We start from the raw sequence: 19,620 nt of genomic DNA on the forward strand, positions 1-19,620 counted from the left end.
GAGGGCAGTATGGAAACCATTCACAATAAAACAGACAGCATGGTAACTGATATGATTGATGGATATGTGGGGGCCAATTCAGCACTGCTTGAGAGGCTGGACGGGACCAAGAGTATCCTGGTCAGGAATGCAGGGGAGCGGGTTATGGTTCTGGCCGGAGGGGGAGCGGGATGTGAGCCGTTGTATATCGGCTGTGCAGGGATCAAAATGGCAGATGCAGTAGTCAGTGGCAACATTTTTGCCGCCCCTGCGGCAACCGCGCTTCTGAAGACCATAAAGCAGATGTACCATGAAAAGGGAATCCTTATGGTGACCGGAAACTATGTGGGGGATGTGCTCAACTACGAGCTGGCGGCAGAGCTTTGCAGTTATGAAGGGATTGAGGCCAGGACGATTTTTGTACGGGATGATATTCTGCATATGCCAAAGGAAAGAGCAATGGACCGAAGAGGGATCGGGGGAATCCTGCCGGTTATAAAGACTGCGGCGGGTGCAGCGGCGGAGGGACTGGATCTGGACGAAGTGGAACGCATTGCCCGAAAGGCGGAGCGCTCCCTTGGAACCATCTCCGTAACCTTTGGACCGGGCTACCGGCCGGAAACGGGTGAGTCCATGTACGAAATGCAGAGCGGATACATTGAGTTCGGTATGGGATTTAATGGAGAGCCGGGGATTAGAAGGGTGAAGATGCCCTCCGCTGATCAGCTGGCTGAGATCATTTTAAAAGACATCATAGAAGATATGAGCTTGAGGGAAGGTATGGAGGTGGCACTGATGGTCAATGGAAAGGGGGCTACCTCCAATATGGAATTGTACATTTTAACCCGCAGTCTCACAGACTGCCTGGAGAACAAAAAAATAAGAACGTTTAACACTGAGACCGGAAATTTCTTTACAGCGCCCGGTATGCAGGGAGTGAGTGTCACAGTCATGAGGCTGGATGAGGAGCTAAAGCACTATTATCACCAGGACAGCTACACACCCATGTATGCATACAGTACGCGCAGCGGTATGGGAGCGGTGAAATGAATGAGTTGAATATCACACAAGTGAAAGAAATGTTTGCCTTTATGGCAGACGAGATTATGAAAAATGAGACTCTGCTGACGGAAATGGATAACAAGATCGGGGACGGGGATCATGGGATCGGAATGTCCCTGGGGTTTCGTGCGGTCAAAGAAAATCTGCCTAACATGAAGGCAGACTCGGTAAATGAGCTGTTTAAGGAAGTGGGGATGACTATGCTGGATGCCATGGGGGGAGCCTCGGGGGTTATCTTTGGAACCATGTTTATCAGCGGCTTTGGCGCAGTGCCTCCTGCAGAGAAGTTGACCCTGGAAACTCTGGGGTTTATGATGAAGCGTTCTCTCGATAATATTAAAAAGAGAGGTAAGGCAAAGCTGGGGGACAAGACCATGATCGACAGCTACGAACCCGCTGTCCGGGGAATGCTGGAAAGCGCCGAAAGAGGGGACAGCCTGCTTAAAGGGCTGCAGAACGCATGGACAGAGGCAGTAAAAGGGGCTGAAAAGACGAAAACATATTCTGCCCGAAAGGGGAGGGCAGAGTCCTATGGACAGAAGTCCCTGGGGGTTCCTGATCCTGGAGCCGTTTCGGTGAGCATCCTGTTTAGGGCAATGTATGAATATGTAAAGGGACATGAGGAAGGAGGGAAGGTATGACATCCAGAGAGCGGGTGAGAGCTGCCATAAATCACAGGGAGCCGGACAGGGTGCCCATTGATATCGGCGGGACAAAGGTTACCGGGATTCATGTGGACGAATACATAAAGATAGGCAGGTATCTTGGTATTGATGTGGAACCCCCAAAATGCTACGAGCAGTTCCAGATGCTTGCAAGAGTGGAGGAGCCGGTTTTGAGATGGCTTCACGGAGATGTGATACAGCTGGAAAATGTATACGAGACCTGGGGATACAAGAACGCGGACTGGAAACCCTGGGTGAATACAGCCGGAAACACCATCCTGATGCCAGGAACGTTTCAATGCAAAGTGAAAGAGAATGGGGACATTGCCCTTTTTGACTCAGGCGGAAAGCATGCAGCGGATATGGCGGCCAACGGAGGATATTTTGAGCGCCTTCCCAATCCGCCGCTGGATCTGATGAAAGAGATTTCGTTTATGGATGTACAAAAATTTCGGAAAACCATCCCCATGTATTCGGATGAGGAGTTGGGCATCCTGGAAAAAAGGGCCAAATTTCTGTACGAAAATACAGACTACTCCATTCACGGAGGGGCCTTGAAGGGAAAATTGGGAACGACCGGGATTTTTGCGGGACACCCCTTCACAGAATGGCTGTGCATCCTGGCGGGAGAGCCGGAGTATGCAGGGGAACTCCTGGAAGCAGCAGGCGATGCGGCAGTTGAAAATATGAGAAGGTATCTTCAGGCAGTGGGGCCGTATATTGATACCATTCTGATCTCCACCACCGATTTTGGGACCCAGACAGGTGAACTTTTCAGTCCGGAGACATTTAGAGAGCTTTATATGCCCAATTATAAAAAGATGTGCAGCTTTGTCCATAAGAACGCACAGGCAAAAACCATGTTTCACAGTTGCGGGTCTATTCGAAATATTATTCCCTTCTTTATTGAGGCCGGCTGTGACATCTTGAATCCCATTCAGGCCAATTCCTACAGAATGGAACCGGGGGAACTGAAAAGAGCATATGGAGACCAGCTTGTTTTCTGGGGGGCGGGGGTGGACAGCCAGACGGTATATCCATTGGGGACGCCCCAGGAGGTACGCAGCCAGGTAAAAACACGTCTGAGAGAGCTGATGCCTGGGGGAGGGTGTGTGTTTTCGCCCATCCACAATACACAGTATGATGTGCCAGTTGAAAATGTACAGGCATTTGTGGATACAGTGCTGGAGTTTGGAATCTACGGGAAACAGGGGGGAGTATATGATTACGACAGTAAATCTGAATCCATGTATTGACAAGAGTGTCATGGTTTCTGGTTTTAAATATGGTGAATTGAACAGAGTGATAAGTACCCGCATTGACGTGTCCGGAAAAGCCATTAACGTGGGGATTGCCATCAAGAAATTGGGGGCGGATGTAGAGTGTCTGGGATTTAATTACAGTGAAAACGGAAAGGAATTGGAAAAAACTCTGCAAAATTATGGGATCTCCTACGAATTTGTCACAGTAAATGGAAAACTGAGGACGAACACAAAGATCTTGGATATGGAGACCCGGATACTGACCGAACTCAACGAGAGCGGAGGAAAAGTCACAGACAGAGATATTCAGAATCTCAAGGAGGTTGTGAAACATCATGGGGCAAAGAGTACCACTGTTGTGATTGGAGGGAGCGTTCCTGTGGGTGTGGGTAAGAATATCTACAGGGAATTGATTGAGGAGCTATCCAGTTATCCTGCAAAGATCATTTTAGATGCTGAGAAAGACCTTCTTTTAGAGGGGGTAAAAGCCAGGCCCTATCTGATCAAACCAAACTTATATGAGCTGCAGACTGCTTTTGGAAAAGATTGCAACACAAAAGAAGAGGTATACGAAGTGGCAAAGGGCATTATTAAAAAGGGCGTCTCCCTGGTGTGTGTTTCCCTGGGGAAGGAAGGGGCCATACTTTGCAGCGGGGAGGAGGCGTACTTTTCCCCGGGGCTTGAGTTGGATATCAGAGGTGTCCAGGGGGCCGGGGACTCTATGGTTGCAGGGATCTGCATTGCCATTGAGAGAGGACTCCCAATGCGGGAGCTGTTGCGATATGGCATGGCTGCCTCGGCGGGATCATTAGTGCTGGAAGGAACACAGATGTGTGGGAAAGAACATTTTGAGACTTATTTACAACAGATAAAAGTAGAAAGAATGGGTTGACTTATGGGGCTGATAACAACAAAAGAATTGTTAAGGGACGCGCAGGCTTCTCACTACGCAGTGCCAGCGTTCAATGTAGAGAATATGGAGTGTATCCAGGGAGTCGTCTGGGCGGCCAAGGAGATGAATGTGCCGGTGATCATTCAGACCACACCCTCCAGTGTACGCTATGCAGGGGTGGAATTTTTTGCGGCAGGGGTGGAGGCTATTTTGAGGGAAACCGGAGTGATGGCAGCACTGCATTTGGACCACGGCTCATCCTATGAACTGGCAGCCCGGGCAATGAAGGCCGGATATACATCCGTGATGTTTGACGGATCTAAGCTGCCTATGGAGGAAAACATTGCCTGGACGAAAAAGGTGGTGGAGCTGGGCCATATCTTTGGAGTTTCGGTGGAAGCGGAGCTGGGATGTATCGGTGGAAAAGAGGATGATACGCAGGCCTCGGGGATGTTCACAGAGGCCTGTGATGCCGAGCAGTTTGTACGAAAGACAGGGGTTGATTCATTGGCAGTAGCCATCGGAACTGCCCATGGTGTCTACAAAGGAATCCCCCATATTGATATAGGAAGGCTTAAGGAAATCCGCAGACAGGTGGAAATACCGCTGGTTCTGCATGGAACCTCAGGCGTTCCTGAGGAAACCGTCAGGGAGTGCATACAAAATGGAATGTGCAAGGTCAATTACGCTACAGACCTCCGCTGTGCGTTTACGGAAGCGGTGCGAATCGCGCTGGGAGAAGAACCTCTTGCGGTGGATCCCAAGCGTTATCTGGGGACTGCCAGGGAAGCGGTGAAAGAGGTGGCGAAGGAGAGGATCAGACTTGTTATGACCCGGACAGTAACAGCGTTATCCTAGCGGCCAAAGGTTGTATAGAAACGGACTTCTGTTCTCCTTAAAAGTATGGTAGTATGAAATACAGGAAATTGCGTATGGATAACCTTACACTTATACAAGGAGGAGATAGGATGGGAATAGAAAATAAGATTGACCACACAATGCTCAAAGCAGAAGCCACAAGTGAAACGATTAAGAGATACTGTGAGGAGGCTGTGAAGTACGGATTTGCCTCTGTGTGTACCAATTCCTGCTGGGTACCCTTGACGGCAGATTTACTGGCCGGAAGTGGGGTGAAAGCCTGCTGTGTAGTGGGATTCCCTCTGGGGGCCATGCTGCCGGAGGCCAAGGCGGCGGAGACGCGTCTGTCTGTGGAGGCGGGTGCGCAGGAGATTGATATGGTATTGAATGTGGGCAGCCTGAAGGAGAAGAATTATGATTATGTGCTGGAAGATATCCTGGCAGTGCGCCAAGCGGCGGGGGAAGATACAGTGCTGAAAGTCATTATTGAGACATGTCTGTTAACGGATGAGGAGAAGAGAAAGGCATGTGAGCTGTCTGTGGAGGCAGGGGCTGATTATGTAAAGACTTCCACAGGTTTCAGTACCGGAGGAGCCACTGTGGATGACGTGAGGTTAATGAAGGAGACAGTGGGGGCCAGGGCCAAGGTGAAGGCCAGCGGGGGAATCCGGACTGGGCAACAGGCCCGAGAGTTGATAGCAGCCGGGGCGGACCGGATTGGCACCGGAAACGGAGTGCTCCTCATGGAGGACCCTGCCTGGGGATGTTAAGTGATGTAACGGGGATTCACCGCAGAGAGCGGGCGCTTCAGATTCTCCACTCTTTTCGGTAAGCCAGGGGCGTCACCCCCTCCCGGGCTTTAAACAAGTTAATAAAGTGGCTGACATTGTTCATTCCTATGGCGTAGGTGATGTCGCTGACGGACTGATCCGAGTACTTCAGCAGTTCCTTGGCGTAGGACAAACGCGTGGTGATGATGTATTCATTGACAGTCACACCCATATATTTTTTAAATTCTCTTGAGAGATAAAACTTGCTCACTCCATGGGATTGAGCCAAGGTATCCAGAGTCAGATTGGTTTTAAAATTTTGGTCAATCTCCCTTAAGATTCCCTTTAAGTAGTCCGGAATAAAAATAGTCTGGGAGTCCAAAAGCATGGTCTGCATGGTGAGCTCTGTGAGCAGACTGCCCAACAGATTGGAGGACAGCAGCTCTGTGGAGGCATTGCGCTTCTGATTCAGGGAGACGATCCTGCGCAGGGTGCTCTCCATAAAGAACTTGTCCTGACATTCCTGAACTTGAAATCCGCTTTTGGAAAACTCTTGAAAATAGCCCAGGGCATTGTTGCCGTTAAAGTGTACCCAGAGAAATTCCCAGTTCTGCCCATGGGCAGTCTCGTAGTAATGGTGCTCCAGGCAGTTGATCCAGAAACAGCAGCCGGAAACCTGGGGATAGGAATGATCCCGGTATTTCAAAATTCCCTTTCCGGACAGAGTGTATACGATCAAAAAAGAATTCAGGTTTTTCCGCTCTGTAAAGTAAGTGTCATCTGTTTTAAAATATCCCGCCTCCTGGACATAAAAATAAATGGACTTTGCCAGAGCGCTGGGCGTCATGATCAGCCTTATAGAGTCCTCTGACCAGGTATATGCGGCCCGTTCCTGGTAGGGATGTTCGTTTTTAGCCATGTGTATTCTCCTGCAAGAAACTGTTATTTTTGGGCAACAAACTTTCTTGTTATTTTTATCATAAACCATTAAAATGTGGATGTAAACAAAATTTCGGAGACAAGCGCAATATTGGGGCTTACGAGGAGGAAAGCAAATGGCTAAATTAAAAGATACAAAGAAAGCGCGTATTGGCATCTATACTATGGGTTTAAAACATTACTGGGGACAATTTCCGGGTCTGCGTGAGCGGATGATCACGTACGGACAGTTTATTGCAGACAGGATTCAGAGGATGGGAAGTGCAGAGGTATATTTCTATGGACTGGTGGATTGTGAGCAGCAGGGGCTAAAAGCAGGAGAGTACTTTAATGAGAAAAATGTGGATCTGATCTTTGCCCACGCCGGAACTTATGTGACAAGCGCATCCGTATTGCCGGTACATCAGATCTGCAAGGCTCCGGCTGTGATCTTAAATCTGCAGCCTACCGCCAGGATTAACTATCCCAAGACCACAACCGGAGAGTGGCTGGCCCACTGCGGTGCATGTCCTGTGCCGGAAATCTCCAACGCATTTCACCGCGCAGGCATCAAGTACCGGGTGGTAAACGGTCTGCTGGGACTTGATTACACGCCGGAGATTTCTATGACAGAGGAGAACACGGCTTTCAGACCGGAGGCTGTGAGGGCTTGGAAACAGATTGAGGAGTGGGTTCTGGCTGCCAGTGTAAAGAGCGGACTCTCAGGAGCCAGATTCGGATTCCTGGGAAATACCTACAGCGGTATGCTGGACATGTACAGTGATTTCACTATGTTTCAGGCACAGACCGGGGCCCATGTGGAGGTTCTGGAAATGTGTGACCTGAACCGGATGCTGGAGACGGTAACGGAGGAGGAGGCTGCCCGGAAACGTGAGGAGATCGCGGAGTTTTTCACCATCAGTGAGACGGACGCCGCGGACCCCCTGGCGCAGAAACCCACAGAGGAGCAGCTTGACTGGTCCGCAAGAGTAGCTGTGGCACAGGAAAAGCTGGTGAAGGAGTATGACCTGGATGCACTCACCTACTATTATCACGGTGCTCCCGGAGGAGAGTATGAGAAGCTGCAGGGTGGGTTCATAGTGGGGCATTCCCTGCTGACTGCAAAAGGCATTCCGTGTGCCGGTGAGGGGGATTTAAAGACCTGCCTTGCCATGAAGATATGCGACATTGTAAATAAGGGCGGCTCCTTCTGTGAGATAGTGGTAACGGATTATGAGGATGGGACGATTCTCCTGGGACACGACGGACCGTTCCATCTGGCTATAGCCAAGGGCAAACCAATTCTGAGAGGAATGGGGCTGTACCACGGAAAGCAGGGAACCGGGGTTTCTGTGGAGGCGAAGGTGCGAACAGGTGAGATCACCAATCTGGGATGTACCCAGACAATAGACGGGCAGTTAAAATTCATTATAACAGAGGCAAAGTCCACAGATGGAACCATCATGACCATAGGAAACACTCAGACTCCTGTGAAGTTTAAAAAGGACCCGGACAGCTATATGGATGAGTGGTTTGCAGAGGCGCCTACCCACCACTTTGCGATGAGTGTGGGACACAACGGATCACTGTTTGAGAAGATAGCGGATATCCTTGAGATACCGTCCGTAACGTTGGATAAATAGCAGAAAATTGAACAATACAGCGGTCAGGCGGCTGCGTAAAATCAGCCTCTATGCAGTTGGAATAAATGCATAGAGGCTGATTTTAGCTTCTTTTTTTGCGAGTCAACATGATAGATAGAGTAAGGGCAGAAAATGCCAGGAGACAATATGGAACCAGGGGCGAAGAGTCACCTGTCTTAGCAGCCTTCGCTTTTGGTGAAAGAGGTGTGTTTTTGATCTGTACTTTAATGGTTTCCCCGTCAGACTTTACTTTAAATGGATAAGAGGTACTGTCCAGCTGGTAACCGTCCGGCGCCTTGATTTCCTTGAGATAGTAATCTGTTTGATACAGAGGGCCGCTTTTAGCAATCCCTTTGCTGTCAGTGACGAAGGTGCCTGCCTTTTGACCATCGGAAGTATAGAGTGTAAATTCGGCACCTGCCAGCTTCTTAGAGGAATCGGAGGATACTTTTGTAATCTGCACATACCCGCAGAAAATATCTATCTCGTCTTCGTCCCTGTCATCCTCATCCGTTGGTATGGCAGAGGGAGTGGAGGAACCGGGCTTTTCGTAAGTGCCGGATACCTCTACCAAGTTGCTCAGAGACTTCAGTGTGCGAATACTGTCCTTTTTGAGGGAAACGGTGAACTGAAATGTTACGCTGTCTCCGGGCCCAAGCAGGTTAATAACGGCATCTTTCCCCTTAATGTCAATGTTTACCGGATTTTTCTGTTCTGTGAGAAGATTAGAAGGAATCTGATATTCGGAACCGTCTGAGATCGCCGCTGCTTTTAATTCTTTGCTCATCCGGTCAGCGACATGGAGGTCTTTGAGTGTGACATTGCCGTAATTGCGGACAATGATCGTGTAAGCCACTTTTTCGCCGGCATAGTAAATACCTGCCTCCTTTTTGCCCTGATAGCGTCCGTCCACCAGTTTTACCCCTTCTGTCCGGTCTGCCAGTTTGGAGATAGAGACCTTTGGATCTGCCACATTGATCTTATCCTCGTCCTCATCGTCTTCGTCAACCGGGATGGGGGACGGGTGGGCGGGATCATCTGGCTTTACATAAACCCCGGTGACAACAATGATATTCTGCAGCTCCTCCAAAACAGGAATGTGTTTTTTATTAAGTGTAACCGTAAAGTCAAAGGCAACGCTGTCCTCCGGTTCCAATTGATCTATGACCAGTTCAGTACTGGAGACAGTTGTGACAGAGATGTCCTTCTCAAGTTCTGTCTTCAGGAAGGCGGGAACTACAAAGCTGGTTTTGGAGTAGTCCACACCATGTTTCAGATCGTCTGTCATAAGGTCGGCTACCTTCAGATTCTTTGCTGTGACATTGCCATAGTTGCGGACAATAATCCGGTAAGTAACCCTATCCCCATAATCGTACCATCCGGGCTGCTTTTCACCCTCATAGCGTCCATTCACCAGAGTTACCCCTACTGTCCGGTTAGCCAGCTTGGAGATGGAGATCCTGGGGGAGGCAATATTAATCTTATCTTCATCCTCATCGTCTTCATCTGCGGGGACGGGCTTAATAGATTCGGGGTCATGCGGCAAGGCGTAATCTCCGGTGACGGTAACTATATTCTGCAGGCTCGTAAGAACGGGTATGGCATCAGTCTTGATAGTCAGCACAAAATCAAAAGCTACGCTGTCCCCTGATTCCAACTGGTGGATGGTAAGTTCTGTATCTTTATCCTTTGTGATTGTCACAGGATTTCCCAGGTTGGTTCGGATGTCCTCCGGTATGGAGAAACTGGCTGAGGACAGCTTCACAGCCTGTTCTAGGTCAGGGGTCAGCAGATCAGAGACTTTCAAATTTTTCAGCATCACGTTGCCATAGTTGCGGACAATGATGCGGTAAGTGACCTGCTCCCCATAATCATACCACCCTGGCTGCTTTTCACCCTCATAGCGTCCATCCACCAGGGTAACACCCGAGGTGCGGCTGGCCAGCTTGGACACAGAAAGTCTTGGGGAAGCAATGTTGATGCAGTCCTCGTCCTCATCATCCTCATCCGTGGGGATGGGCAGGGTATCCGGACCATTGATGTAAAAACCAGTGACTTTCACGATGTTTTTCAGCTTTTCCAAAACAGGGATGTCTGCGGACTTGACAGTCACCACAAAATCAAAGGCTACACTGTCCCCAGCTGCCAGTTCATCTATTGTCAAATAGGTTTCGGCCTTTTGAATGATAGAGACAGGACGCCCAAGGCTTGTCTTTATCCCTTCGAGAACCAGAAAATGTGCATCCTGGACGTTCACAGCATTTTTTAAATCCTCTGTCATAGTATCCACCACCTGCAGATTTTTTGCAGTAGCGTTTCCATAATTGCGTACAATGATCTTGAATGAAACCTTTTCGCCTAAATCGTACCAGCCCGGCTTTTTTTCTCCCACATATCTTCCGTCCACCAATGTTACACCAGTTGTTTTACCGGCTAACTTGGAAATGGAGATTTTAGGGTATACCTTGGTATTATCAACCGTATAGGTGAAGTCACGGGTTCCGTTCTCCTTCTCGTCCACCGTAAATTCCCTGCTCCAGGAAGGTGTTTGATACAGGTAGCCCAAGGGAGGCTTTGTCTCCGTTACCCGGTATTTTCCTGGGTCAAGTCCCGCTCTGGTGTAGGCTCCATCCCGGTATTCCAGCATCCCAAGCTCTGAGTAGGAGTTTCCGTTCCATCGGTCAAGCCTAAACTGTGCACCCGGTAAAACAGCCCCGCTGTCTTTATCCTTTTTAATGACCTTAACAGAGCCGTTGGGAGGCGTATATGAGGAGCGGGCATAGGCAGTTACACTTTTATCTTTTTCGGATTCCCCAAACATCATAGCAATAACAGGCTGCTTGGTGGAGACATTGGGTTTAAAGGTGGTACCCGATAAGCTATGGGCCACGACGGTGCTGATAATCCTCAGGGTTGTGCCGCTTTTTCCCATACTTTTATAGGACTCGTCCGTAGCCTTCACATAAAAGCCAGAATGGACATCATCTGTATTGTAGATGAGGGATACGCCGGTTACAAGCTTGCCGGTAGTATCATCCACCACAGTGCCTTTACGGTCCGAAACAGCATATACATCGCTTACCGAAACGGTAAACTTGCTGGAATTCCAAGTTCCGTCACTCTGCTTTGACCAGGAATCCGTTGTGTTTGACGAGGTCAGGAGATAATCGGGGGTTGAGATTTCACCGGAACTGTTAGTACCCTCAGCGGTTTTGGCGTCTGTGTACAACTTTTTAATCAGTTTCCAGGTGTCCTTTGCGCCGTCCACATTGGAAGCGTTTACACTTGCCTCTAAGGTGGAGAGTGACACCTTTGTCTCGTTTCCCAGGTCCATGTTTGTCAGATGGACAGCTACAGCGGTGATATAGTAATCCTTCTCCCAGGACCCTGAGCGGTAGGAACTGTTATAGGCATTGTGTCCAATTCTTCTGACTCCGTTGTACAGGACATAGTTTAAACGTTTATTGATGATAAACTTGTCTGATGGGGAAACAGCACCCGCGGGGTCTGCCAGGACGCTGGCCATACAATAGCAGGCCTTTTTAGACATGCCGTCATAGAAGGCATCTGATCCGTTGTACTGAAGATAGCGTATCTGTGTACCCGGTTCATAAACGGTCTTTCCATCCACCACGATAGCATTTGGAAAGAGGTAGTTTAGCTGATACATGGTGACCACCTTGTAGGAGGCAGAAGCTCTGGCTGTTCTGCCAGTGCCGGATATGATCTGCGGCGACACTGCGTACTCGTCATAATAGTCATAGCTGATGGCAGGGGGGACAGGGGAAACCTTTGTCCCTTCCGCCTGTGATGCCTTTTTTTTGTGTTGCCCGGAAGTCTGTGCATTCGTGTCCTTCTGTTTTGTACCCTGCTGTTGCGTAGGACTCTTCTGAGAATCCTGCTGCTCCGTGTGCTGTGTTTCAGCAGGATCTGGCTGTATGCCCTGCTGTTCAGTATGGTTTGGCTGCAATTTCGGCTTTTTTGTTTGCTGTTGCTCTGTTTGTTTCTTCTGAGAATCCTGTAAATCTGTGCTCTGTTGATTTGTCTGTTTTGTCTGAGCATCCTGTTTATCCGTGGCCTTCTGATCTGTCTTTGCTGGCTGTGAATCTTTTAGGTTCGTGTCTTGTTGATCTGTCTGCGTGGGCTGTGAATCTTGCTGATTCGTGAGCTGTTGTTTTGGCAGCTGGGGCTCCGAATTTTCTTGCTTTACACCTAGTTGATTAAGGCCAATCTGTTTTGCATCATTTGGCTGTCTGCTTTCCCATTTTTTGCCCCCCTGTCTCGCGCTTGAAAGTTTCCTGTCTTGCAGTACCGGTACTGTCTGTCTGTACACAGGCTGTCCGTGGACTTGCTGACCGGATGATATATACTGCTCCGGTTGTCCTGGCGCCTCAGCCATTATATGTTCAGCTGGCACGGTGGAGACACAGAGCATTCCGGTTAAGACAAGGGATAATATTCTGTGTTTTATCATAACTTATTCCTTTCATAGATAGTGATTTGACTGACATCCTATTTCTCACGGACAAAGCTTGTTAAATAGGTATTCCATTTTGCAAAGGGAACCTTTAGGATGACATCTGCCACGTAATCCTTTGTATAATAAAAGCCCCATGCATCCGCAAAATTATACATAGGATAGTCGTCAAATCCATCTGAACCATAGGTAGCGATGACGGATACATGGTAGTCTGTGAAAGCAGTTTTTCCGTCCGATGAATAGGAGGTAGTGACAGCATACATCACTGCAACAGCCAACTCATAATAATCGTCCAGAAGGTTTGAGCGGTGTACAGGGGATTTAGCCCATATGTCAATGGCATTTAGGTTTCCAGTATCAGGATTTTGTCCTGTAAGTTTAAACGGCGATGCATTAGAGCCGAGACCAATCTGTCCCAGACCATGCACTGCCAGATCATCCACCGAACCGGTTGTAAAATAAGTACTCAGACTGTGGCTGGCTCTGAGTATAGAATGGTTGAGAAGGGTTTTCATTCCTCTTTTGACAGGCAGTTTCCCGTTCGCTGTCCGAAAAGCATTGATATCGTTAAAAATTTTTAGGGATAGAGTTTCGTTATAGATATAGGCCCTATCGGCTTCGGGAACAGGGTGGACAACTTCTATATTCGGAGGAGCTGGGGTCTCACTTTCTTCCGATCCGTCAGCAGCAGGTCTAGTTCGGATAACAAAGCCTCGTTTCCCAACATATCGGTTGCCAATCCATTTGTTTTTCTGCATAATGCCTTTTGCGTTGAAATAGTATAGCTTTCCTTTAAACGTCTTCCATCCTTTCCGAATAATCCCATATTTAACAAAGTAGGTCTTTCCTTTAAAAGAAATCAGACCAGAGCCATATCGCTTACCAGATAGGGAAAATAGATATCGCTTTTTACGGATCGTTTTTACACCAGTATAGGCAGCACCGTTTTTTGGGGAAAAATAGTACTTATCCCTGTTCAGAGTTTTCCAGCCTTTTTTAAAAAGCACTCCCCTTGGACTAAAATAGTAGTATTTTCCATGAATTTTCTTTAAACCTGTGGCTCTATGATTTTTATTGTAATAGTAATAGACTTTCCCGGATTTAACTATAAACTTGCCTTTGGCAGCGCTTAGAAACATGGGCAGCATAGCTGTACACAGGACGAACATACATAAAAAGAGAGCTGCAACAATACCTTTTTTGCTTTGTCTGATTGATTTATTCATAGTTTTTAGAAAATTTTTATCCCCCCTTTCTTGGATGGATAGATCTGCGAATGCAGACATATCCGAATAGGATCTATACTCCTTTTGCAAAGCACTAAAAATAATTTAATTTCTTTTGCGAAGCATCCTCATGCCTGCAAATTAGGGAAAACTGTTATTTACGACTACATCTTTCGATGCGTAGATTGGCCTCATATCAGTGGTGGATATCGATTTCTCTACGCCCTCCGCTGACGTTAATCTTGCTTTGAGTGATTCCACTTTCCAACTACTAGAGGTGGGAGAGTCATCACTTATCTAGTTGAATTAAAATCTGAAAAAAGAGATGTTATGATGAATGATTGATAAGTTACAAAAAATGCAAAAAGAGTATAGATAACAATAAAATAATATCACATAAATACATAAAATGCAATATATAATTGTTAAAAGTGCATTGTCATTTGGCTGAGAGGTTACTGTTTACCACCCGGACGTTGGCATCCTTCAAGCAAACAAGTGCAGCGCTCTGGGCAACTGACCGTTAACTTCAACTACAGAAATCTTGCCACTGGCAGCTTTTCCGTATACTTAGAGAGTTACAAATGCCCGAGTGATTGCGCCCTGTAACCTAAAACTTCCCCAAAGCTTATTTAAAAATCGCCTTCGTGATACGACCTTCCGCCTAAAAGAAACAGCTTCCTCCGGCGCAGGGCTATGCTTCGGGGACAATTGGTGTGCGTTTTTAATGAAGATGGAATCCTCTGCTTACGGAAACTTAGGGAGGAAGGTTCTCCTGAGTCCCTTAGTTGTAGTTAGCAGATAGTTCATCGGAATGTTACACGCGTCCCCGAAGCATAGCCCTGCGCCGGAGGAAGCGTCCGCCTCGGCCTATAAAGGACCTATTGTTATGTTAAAATTGCCTTTTTAGGTTTTGACCAAGCCCCTAATAAGTTTTTATTACCATTCTTTTTATATGCTCTTACCTTTACATACCATTTTTTCTTCCCTTTCATCTTCCCTATTTTAATTTGTTTTTTCCCGCCTCCTTTTACCGTCTTTTTCAGTTTATATTTTCCGGATTTTTTTTCTGCCACATAAACTTTATAACCTTTCGCATACTTTACCTTAGTCCACGTCACGAGCAGCTTTCTATCTGAAGTAACCTTTACCTTCACCTTAGGAGTACCTAATACGTCAACTTTAGCATTCTTACTCATATCACTTTCTAAGCCAATTGTTTTTTTAGCAGCGGCTATTTTATAATACCATCTTTTACCGCATGTGGCTTTATTATCCGTATACGAAAGCTTTGTCGTTTCGCCTATCTGCTTATAACCGCTGTTTGATTTGTTGGAACGATAAATCAAGTATTTTTCGGCCCGTGTTACGGCTTCCCAAGTGATTTTTACCTTAGATGCACTGGTTTGGACCGCTTTTACTTTTGCAGGAACTTGTAGCTTAACTGTGGGAGGTATCTTCTGCAAATTTTTTAATGCTATTTGAAGGTCCGATATTATTCTGTTAAGATCAGCCAACTTTGTCCTATCAACACGCTTCGCCGCTTCAATAGCATCTGCAACCCGCTTATATGACTCTGCAGTATAGTCACCCCGGACAAGTGTTTCTGTCTGTTTGATCAAAGAATTCATCTGGTCAACTTTTTTTCGCAACGCTTCCTCGTCATCACCATTTTTTACCTGCAATTGGTCGATTGCCATCTTCAGGTTATCCAACGCCTCTTGGACAGCTTGTAAATCGTTACGGTTTACACTGTCCACTTGCGCTATGGCTGATTTCAGTCTTTGATAGGTCTCGGCAGTATACTCTGTTTCTGACAATGCGAGCGCTGTTTCCTTTAATCTATCCAATTCTTTTAGCAACGTTACCAGAGGATCTTCACTTGCCTCTTCAAACTCAAAGTAGTCAATACTGATTCCTTTGTTAACTTTAATATACACATCGTGCACACCAGTAACTTTTCTTAAAACCTCCGATGCCGCTGTCAGGGGAACTGCATCATAGTTACCGTTGGTCGGAATAGTAACTGTTCCAAACGGCTGCAGGTTAAGTGAATCAATATAAAACTGCAGCGATGCACCACCGCCATCCGCAACAGACCCTGCTGCCGTTACTTTTTTCGCTCCATTTTCCCCAAAATCAACATCGGGATACCGCATCCAAGATCCATTGTCCAGATAGCCCACATTCTTCCGATTACTAAAATTGTCTCTTTCCTGTACTCTTGGGTGAAGCGTTCCCTGGATACCCACATCAAATATTTCGGCTTCTATACGGCCGAATGCGGAGACCTTATGTGAAAACTGGATATAGTCGAGACCGATTCCCTTTTCGCCGCCAAAGCTCAGGTAAATGTCATGCTTACCGGTCACAGATTTCGTGATCTTTGATGTCCCTATCTGTAGATTACTCATGAAACTACCGCCATTGCCCAGTGGTATTGTTGCGATTACCGGTCCATCCTTGGAATCCAGATGAATTTTCACTGTCGCTTCAGCCTCAGTTCCGGCCACTGCTGTCACCGTTGTGGGCATCTTAGAACTGAAATCTACGTTTTTAAACACCGCCCAATCAGTCTGTGGGTCATTGAACCAACCCAAACTGGCAAATTGGCTAAAGTGTTCAAGACCACTTCCTGTCTGAGGCCTGCCGCTGCTGTTATCAGCTGATTCGGCTTCAATACGCAGGAACCCGTCTCTTAAATTAATGTATTCCGGCACCTCATTGTCAAACTCCAAAACTATGAGGTATGGTAAGTCCGAACCATTACCATTAGGATTTACATCGGGTAATGTTACATCAAGCCCATCCGCTCCCTGAGAGTACGTAATTTGTTCATTGCTGCCCTCCAGCCTGATCCCTTTTAACCCTGATAAATCGACTGCACCTGTTCTCAAACTGTTAACCGAAATATGTTTTGTATTTTGTGGCCATTTCATACCATAAAGGTAGAGTGTATCCCGCTGCTTATTCGTAGTAAAGCGGAAATCCTCCACTGTGTAAGACAGGTCGTCAGAACCAATACCCCCGCCTACTTTGGTCGGACCTTCTCCGTAGATATCCCAGGGTCTGGAGCTGTATATACCCTCTCCGTTCATGCGCAGCCATTCTCCCATCAAAGCAAATGTTTTTCTGGCGGCTTCGGGGATACGTCCTTCCTTATCAGGTCCCACATTCAAGAGCAGATTACCATTCTTGCTTACCGTATCCAGTAACAAGCCCAATAAATCTACCGGTCTTTTAAAGTCATCATTTTCGATATATCCCCAGGATCTCCTGCTGATCGTCGTATCCGTCTGCCATGGAATCTCTAAAATATCAGATGTTTGTCCTCTTTCAATATCATATACTGCCGTTTCCGGCTCCAAATTCCATTTGTAATTTACAACCACTCCGTCCTTATTATTTTCCTGTGCATAATTATAGTAATAGGATAAAAATTGTGCTGTTGTATTTGTTTTGTCCAGAGAGAAATCAAACCAGAATAAATCCGGATTATATTTGTCGATAATTTCTCTGTTTCGGTTGTACCACATCTGATTATGGCGCACACTGTATTCGGTTTTGTCTTCCCGGGTCGGTATATCACCAATATTATACAAATCGTTAAACTTGGGATCATAGCTATCACGTTTCATCATTTTTCCAACAAACTGGGGATTTTCAAGAAAGTGACTCGATACACCAAACTTAAGACCTGCAGCTCTTGTCGCCTCCATCAGAGGTTGAATTAAATCTGCTCTGGGACCGACATTTTTCATATTCCATCTCGTCTCCTCGGAAGCATACATAGCTATTCCGTCATGGTGCTCTGCCACTGGAACAACATATTTAGCTCCCGCATCTTTAAAAATGTCAACCCAATCTTCCGGTGTATTACCGCTGCCCTCTCTTAGATATTCCGAAGCCGTAAACAATGGCAGAAAGTCCTTATAGCCCCAATTCAAAAATCCTCCGCCATTGGGATCATCATGCCAATTTTGTACCGGACTCTGCCACCCATAATCATATAAGTGATTCAAATACCACTCATTACTATTAGCCGGTACCGCGTAAGTACCCCAATGAATAAAGATGCCTAGCTTCGCATCCCTAAACCACTCCGGTACTTCATAGTTATCAGCCATATTCGTCCATCTGTCTTCTTCTGCCTCCGATACCTTTCTGCGCTTGTCCCAATCCGGTTTGAATTTGGCATCCGCAGCAGCTATATCAACCAGTTGAGAACCTTTTTTTAAAACTCCATCAATGTTCCCTTCAACAGAAACCGTAACAGTACCTGCTTTTTTGGCTGTCAGTAACCCATTTTGTGTGATTTCTGCCGTTTGCGGATTATCCACTTTCCAGGTCAAACCACTCGTGATTACATTATAATTAGGCTGCTCAATCACCTGCATCTGCAGCTTACCGCCATTGGGATTATCGATATAGGTAACCGATTTTTGGTGATTATCTACCGACAAACCCACAATTTGTAATTCGTTATAGACCGACGTGTCATTCAAAAAATCAATCCATTCCTGATCTTGTAGAAGACCTTTTGCCCGGGAAAAGCCAAGTTGATCAATACAAATGGGACCATCTACTTTTAAATAGAGACTATGTACACCATCCATAGAATGTACACCTGCCTTAGACGCCTGACTAAGCTTGTTTAAACCTCCGGTATTTTGAAATTTGACGTTAGCCATTAATGTTCCGGTATCTATTGCGTCAGCCCAGATTTCTACATTCACTTCCGAGTTTGTGGCTCCGGTAATAATGACATTATGCTGTCCCCAACTATTGGGATCATTCAGCCTGAATTCTTTAAAATCAACATCGTTATATTTAACCCACCCGGAACCGCTAAAATCCACACTTCCGCCAGTCCATAAATCACCTTTATCTGCTGATTTCGTTACTATGCTGTTATCACTGACTTCATCAAAAAGCTCTCCCTGGATTTTTGTATAGGGATCTTTGGGTTGAGCTGCTTTAGCATAAGCAGGCATGAACCCGGACAGCGTTGATAAAGCCAAAACAGAAGACAATAATCCTGCCACGATGTTTTTTACTTTTCTTCTCATTCTTTTCCCTCCTGGATGTTCATGGTAATAAAATAGGTTTTTTCTTTGAACACATGCCATCAGATGCAGTAGTCAAAATGTATTTTGACCCTGGCATCTCTATATACGTAAAGTATAAAATATCATTAGATAAGAAAAAACACGTATTCTTCTATAATTATATTAAAATTTTACTTTTCCCGGATTGAATTTTATCCTATGTGGTAGATAATTCCGGTCATTGGCGTACACTGGAAATCCATTAAATTTAGGTAAGGGTGGCTGGCGTAAAATGACTGTGATATGATGAGATGAAAATTGTAGAAAAGGAATTGACCACAGCACAATTGTGGGCTACACTTATCTGGGAATAACAAAAAGCCGATGCACTGTGGTATTTCACTAAAATTCGATAACACTATGCTAAGGGTTATACCCATGTGGCAGATTGCAGAGCCGGATAAAAAATGAGAATAAGATGGAGGATATATGCAGTATGAGAACAATTCATGTGGATAGATTGACGGAAAACATAAAGGAGATGTGCATAGAAGCGAACCATTACCTTTCAAAAGATATGGAGAGAGTGATGCTTCAGTCAGCAGAGCAGGAGGAGTCTCCAGTTGGGAAACAGATCCTGAAGCAACTGAAGGAAAATCTAGAGATTGCTGGCAGAGATATGATTCCAATATGCCAGGACACTGGAATGGCAGTGATTTTTCTGGAGGTAGGACAAGGGGTGCACTTTGAGGGCGGAAGCGTAGAGGACTCAGTCAACGAAGGAGTACGCAGAGGTTATACGGAAGGGTTTTTGAGA

Annotated in this window: 12 protein-coding genes (1 of these 12 only partly in view); 8 read left to right on the top strand and 4 right to left on the bottom strand. The window is 46.4% G+C overall.

Translation table 11 applies throughout. The features are described 5' to 3' along the window. Positions 1 to 9: 9 nt before the first annotated feature. From AC0THY_RS04125 to deoC, 6 genes are all read left to right on the top strand, one after another. Complete coding sequence (locus AC0THY_RS04125) at positions 10 to 1,029, top strand: dihydroxyacetone kinase subunit DhaK (RefSeq protein WP_489993206.1); 1,020 nt, start codon at positions 10 to 12, stop codon at positions 1,027 to 1,029. Further along, entirely contained in the window at positions 1,026 to 1,682 is a 657-nt protein-coding gene (gene dhaL / locus AC0THY_RS04130; RefSeq protein WP_489993207.1) for a dihydroxyacetone kinase subunit DhaL, read from the top strand. Before AC0THY_RS04125 ends, dhaL begins: the two co-directional genes overlap by 4 nt. Beyond that, positions 1,679 to 2,962 (top strand): uroporphyrinogen decarboxylase family protein, encoded by a 1,284-nt coding sequence (locus tag AC0THY_RS04135; protein WP_489993208.1) that lies wholly within the window; start codon positions 1,679 to 1,681, stop codon positions 2,960 to 2,962. Before dhaL ends, AC0THY_RS04135 begins: the two co-directional genes overlap by 4 nt. Beyond that, complete coding sequence (locus AC0THY_RS04140) at positions 2,928 to 3,860, top strand: 1-phosphofructokinase family hexose kinase (RefSeq protein WP_489993209.1); 933 nt, start codon at positions 2,928 to 2,930, stop codon at positions 3,858 to 3,860. Before AC0THY_RS04135 ends, AC0THY_RS04140 begins: the two co-directional genes overlap by 35 nt. A 3-nt stretch (positions 3,861 to 3,863) precedes the next feature. Then, on the top strand, positions 3,864 to 4,718 hold the full coding sequence (locus AC0THY_RS04145; RefSeq protein WP_489993210.1) for a class II fructose-bisphosphate aldolase: 855 nt from the start codon (positions 3,864 to 3,866) through the stop codon (positions 4,716 to 4,718). 110 nt (positions 4,719 to 4,828) lie between these two features. Further along, positions 4,829 to 5,488: a deoxyribose-phosphate aldolase gene (gene deoC, locus AC0THY_RS04150; protein WP_489993211.1), complete on the top strand. Its 660-nt coding sequence runs from the start codon at positions 4,829 to 4,831 to the stop codon at positions 5,486 to 5,488. A 37-nt stretch (positions 5,489 to 5,525) separates the two neighbouring features. Here deoC and AC0THY_RS04155 read toward each other — a convergent pair whose 3' ends face one another. Further along, positions 5,526 to 6,407 carry a helix-turn-helix domain-containing protein gene (locus AC0THY_RS04155; RefSeq protein WP_489993212.1) on the bottom strand — a complete coding sequence of 294 codons (882 nt, stop codon included), beginning with the start codon at positions 6,405 to 6,407 and terminating at the stop codon, positions 5,526 to 5,528. Between the two features lie 136 nt (positions 6,408 to 6,543). On the opposite strand from AC0THY_RS04155, the gene AC0THY_RS04160 reads away from it, so the two are divergent. Then, complete coding sequence (locus AC0THY_RS04160) at positions 6,544 to 8,049, top strand: L-arabinose isomerase family protein (RefSeq protein ID WP_489993213.1); 1,506 nt, start codon at positions 6,544 to 6,546, stop codon at positions 8,047 to 8,049. 82 nt (positions 8,050 to 8,131) lie between these two features. On the opposite strand, the gene AC0THY_RS04165 is transcribed toward AC0THY_RS04160, so the two are convergent. The 3 genes from AC0THY_RS04165 to AC0THY_RS04175 form a co-directional block, all read right to left on the bottom strand. Next, the gene (locus AC0THY_RS04165; protein WP_489993214.1) at positions 8,132 to 12,523 is read right to left on the bottom strand and encodes a SpaA isopeptide-forming pilin-related protein; all 4,392 of its coding nucleotides are present in this window, start codon (positions 12,521 to 12,523) and stop codon (positions 8,132 to 8,134) included. Positions 12,524 to 12,561: 38 nt separating this feature from the next. Next, complete coding sequence (locus AC0THY_RS04170) at positions 12,562 to 13,815, bottom strand: hypothetical protein (protein WP_489993215.1); 1,254 nt, start codon at positions 13,813 to 13,815, stop codon at positions 12,562 to 12,564. Between the two features lie 827 nt (positions 13,816 to 14,642). Further along, positions 14,643 to 18,824, bottom strand: coding sequence for an alpha-L-fucosidase (locus tag AC0THY_RS04175; RefSeq protein WP_489993216.1), 4,182 nt, complete (start codon positions 18,822 to 18,824; stop codon positions 14,643 to 14,645). A gap of 475 nt (positions 18,825 to 19,299) precedes the next feature. Between AC0THY_RS04175 and AC0THY_RS04180 the strand changes: the two genes are divergently transcribed. After that, positions 19,300 to 19,620, top strand: partial view of a fumarate hydratase gene (locus tag AC0THY_RS04180; protein WP_489993217.1) — the 5' portion only. 522 nt of this gene lie beyond the right edge of the window; the window shows 321 of its 843 coding nt (coding positions 1-321); its start codon is at positions 19,300 to 19,302; its stop codon lies beyond the right edge, outside the window.

This window comes from Ruminococcus sp. 8Y-12 (assembly GCF_058119865.1).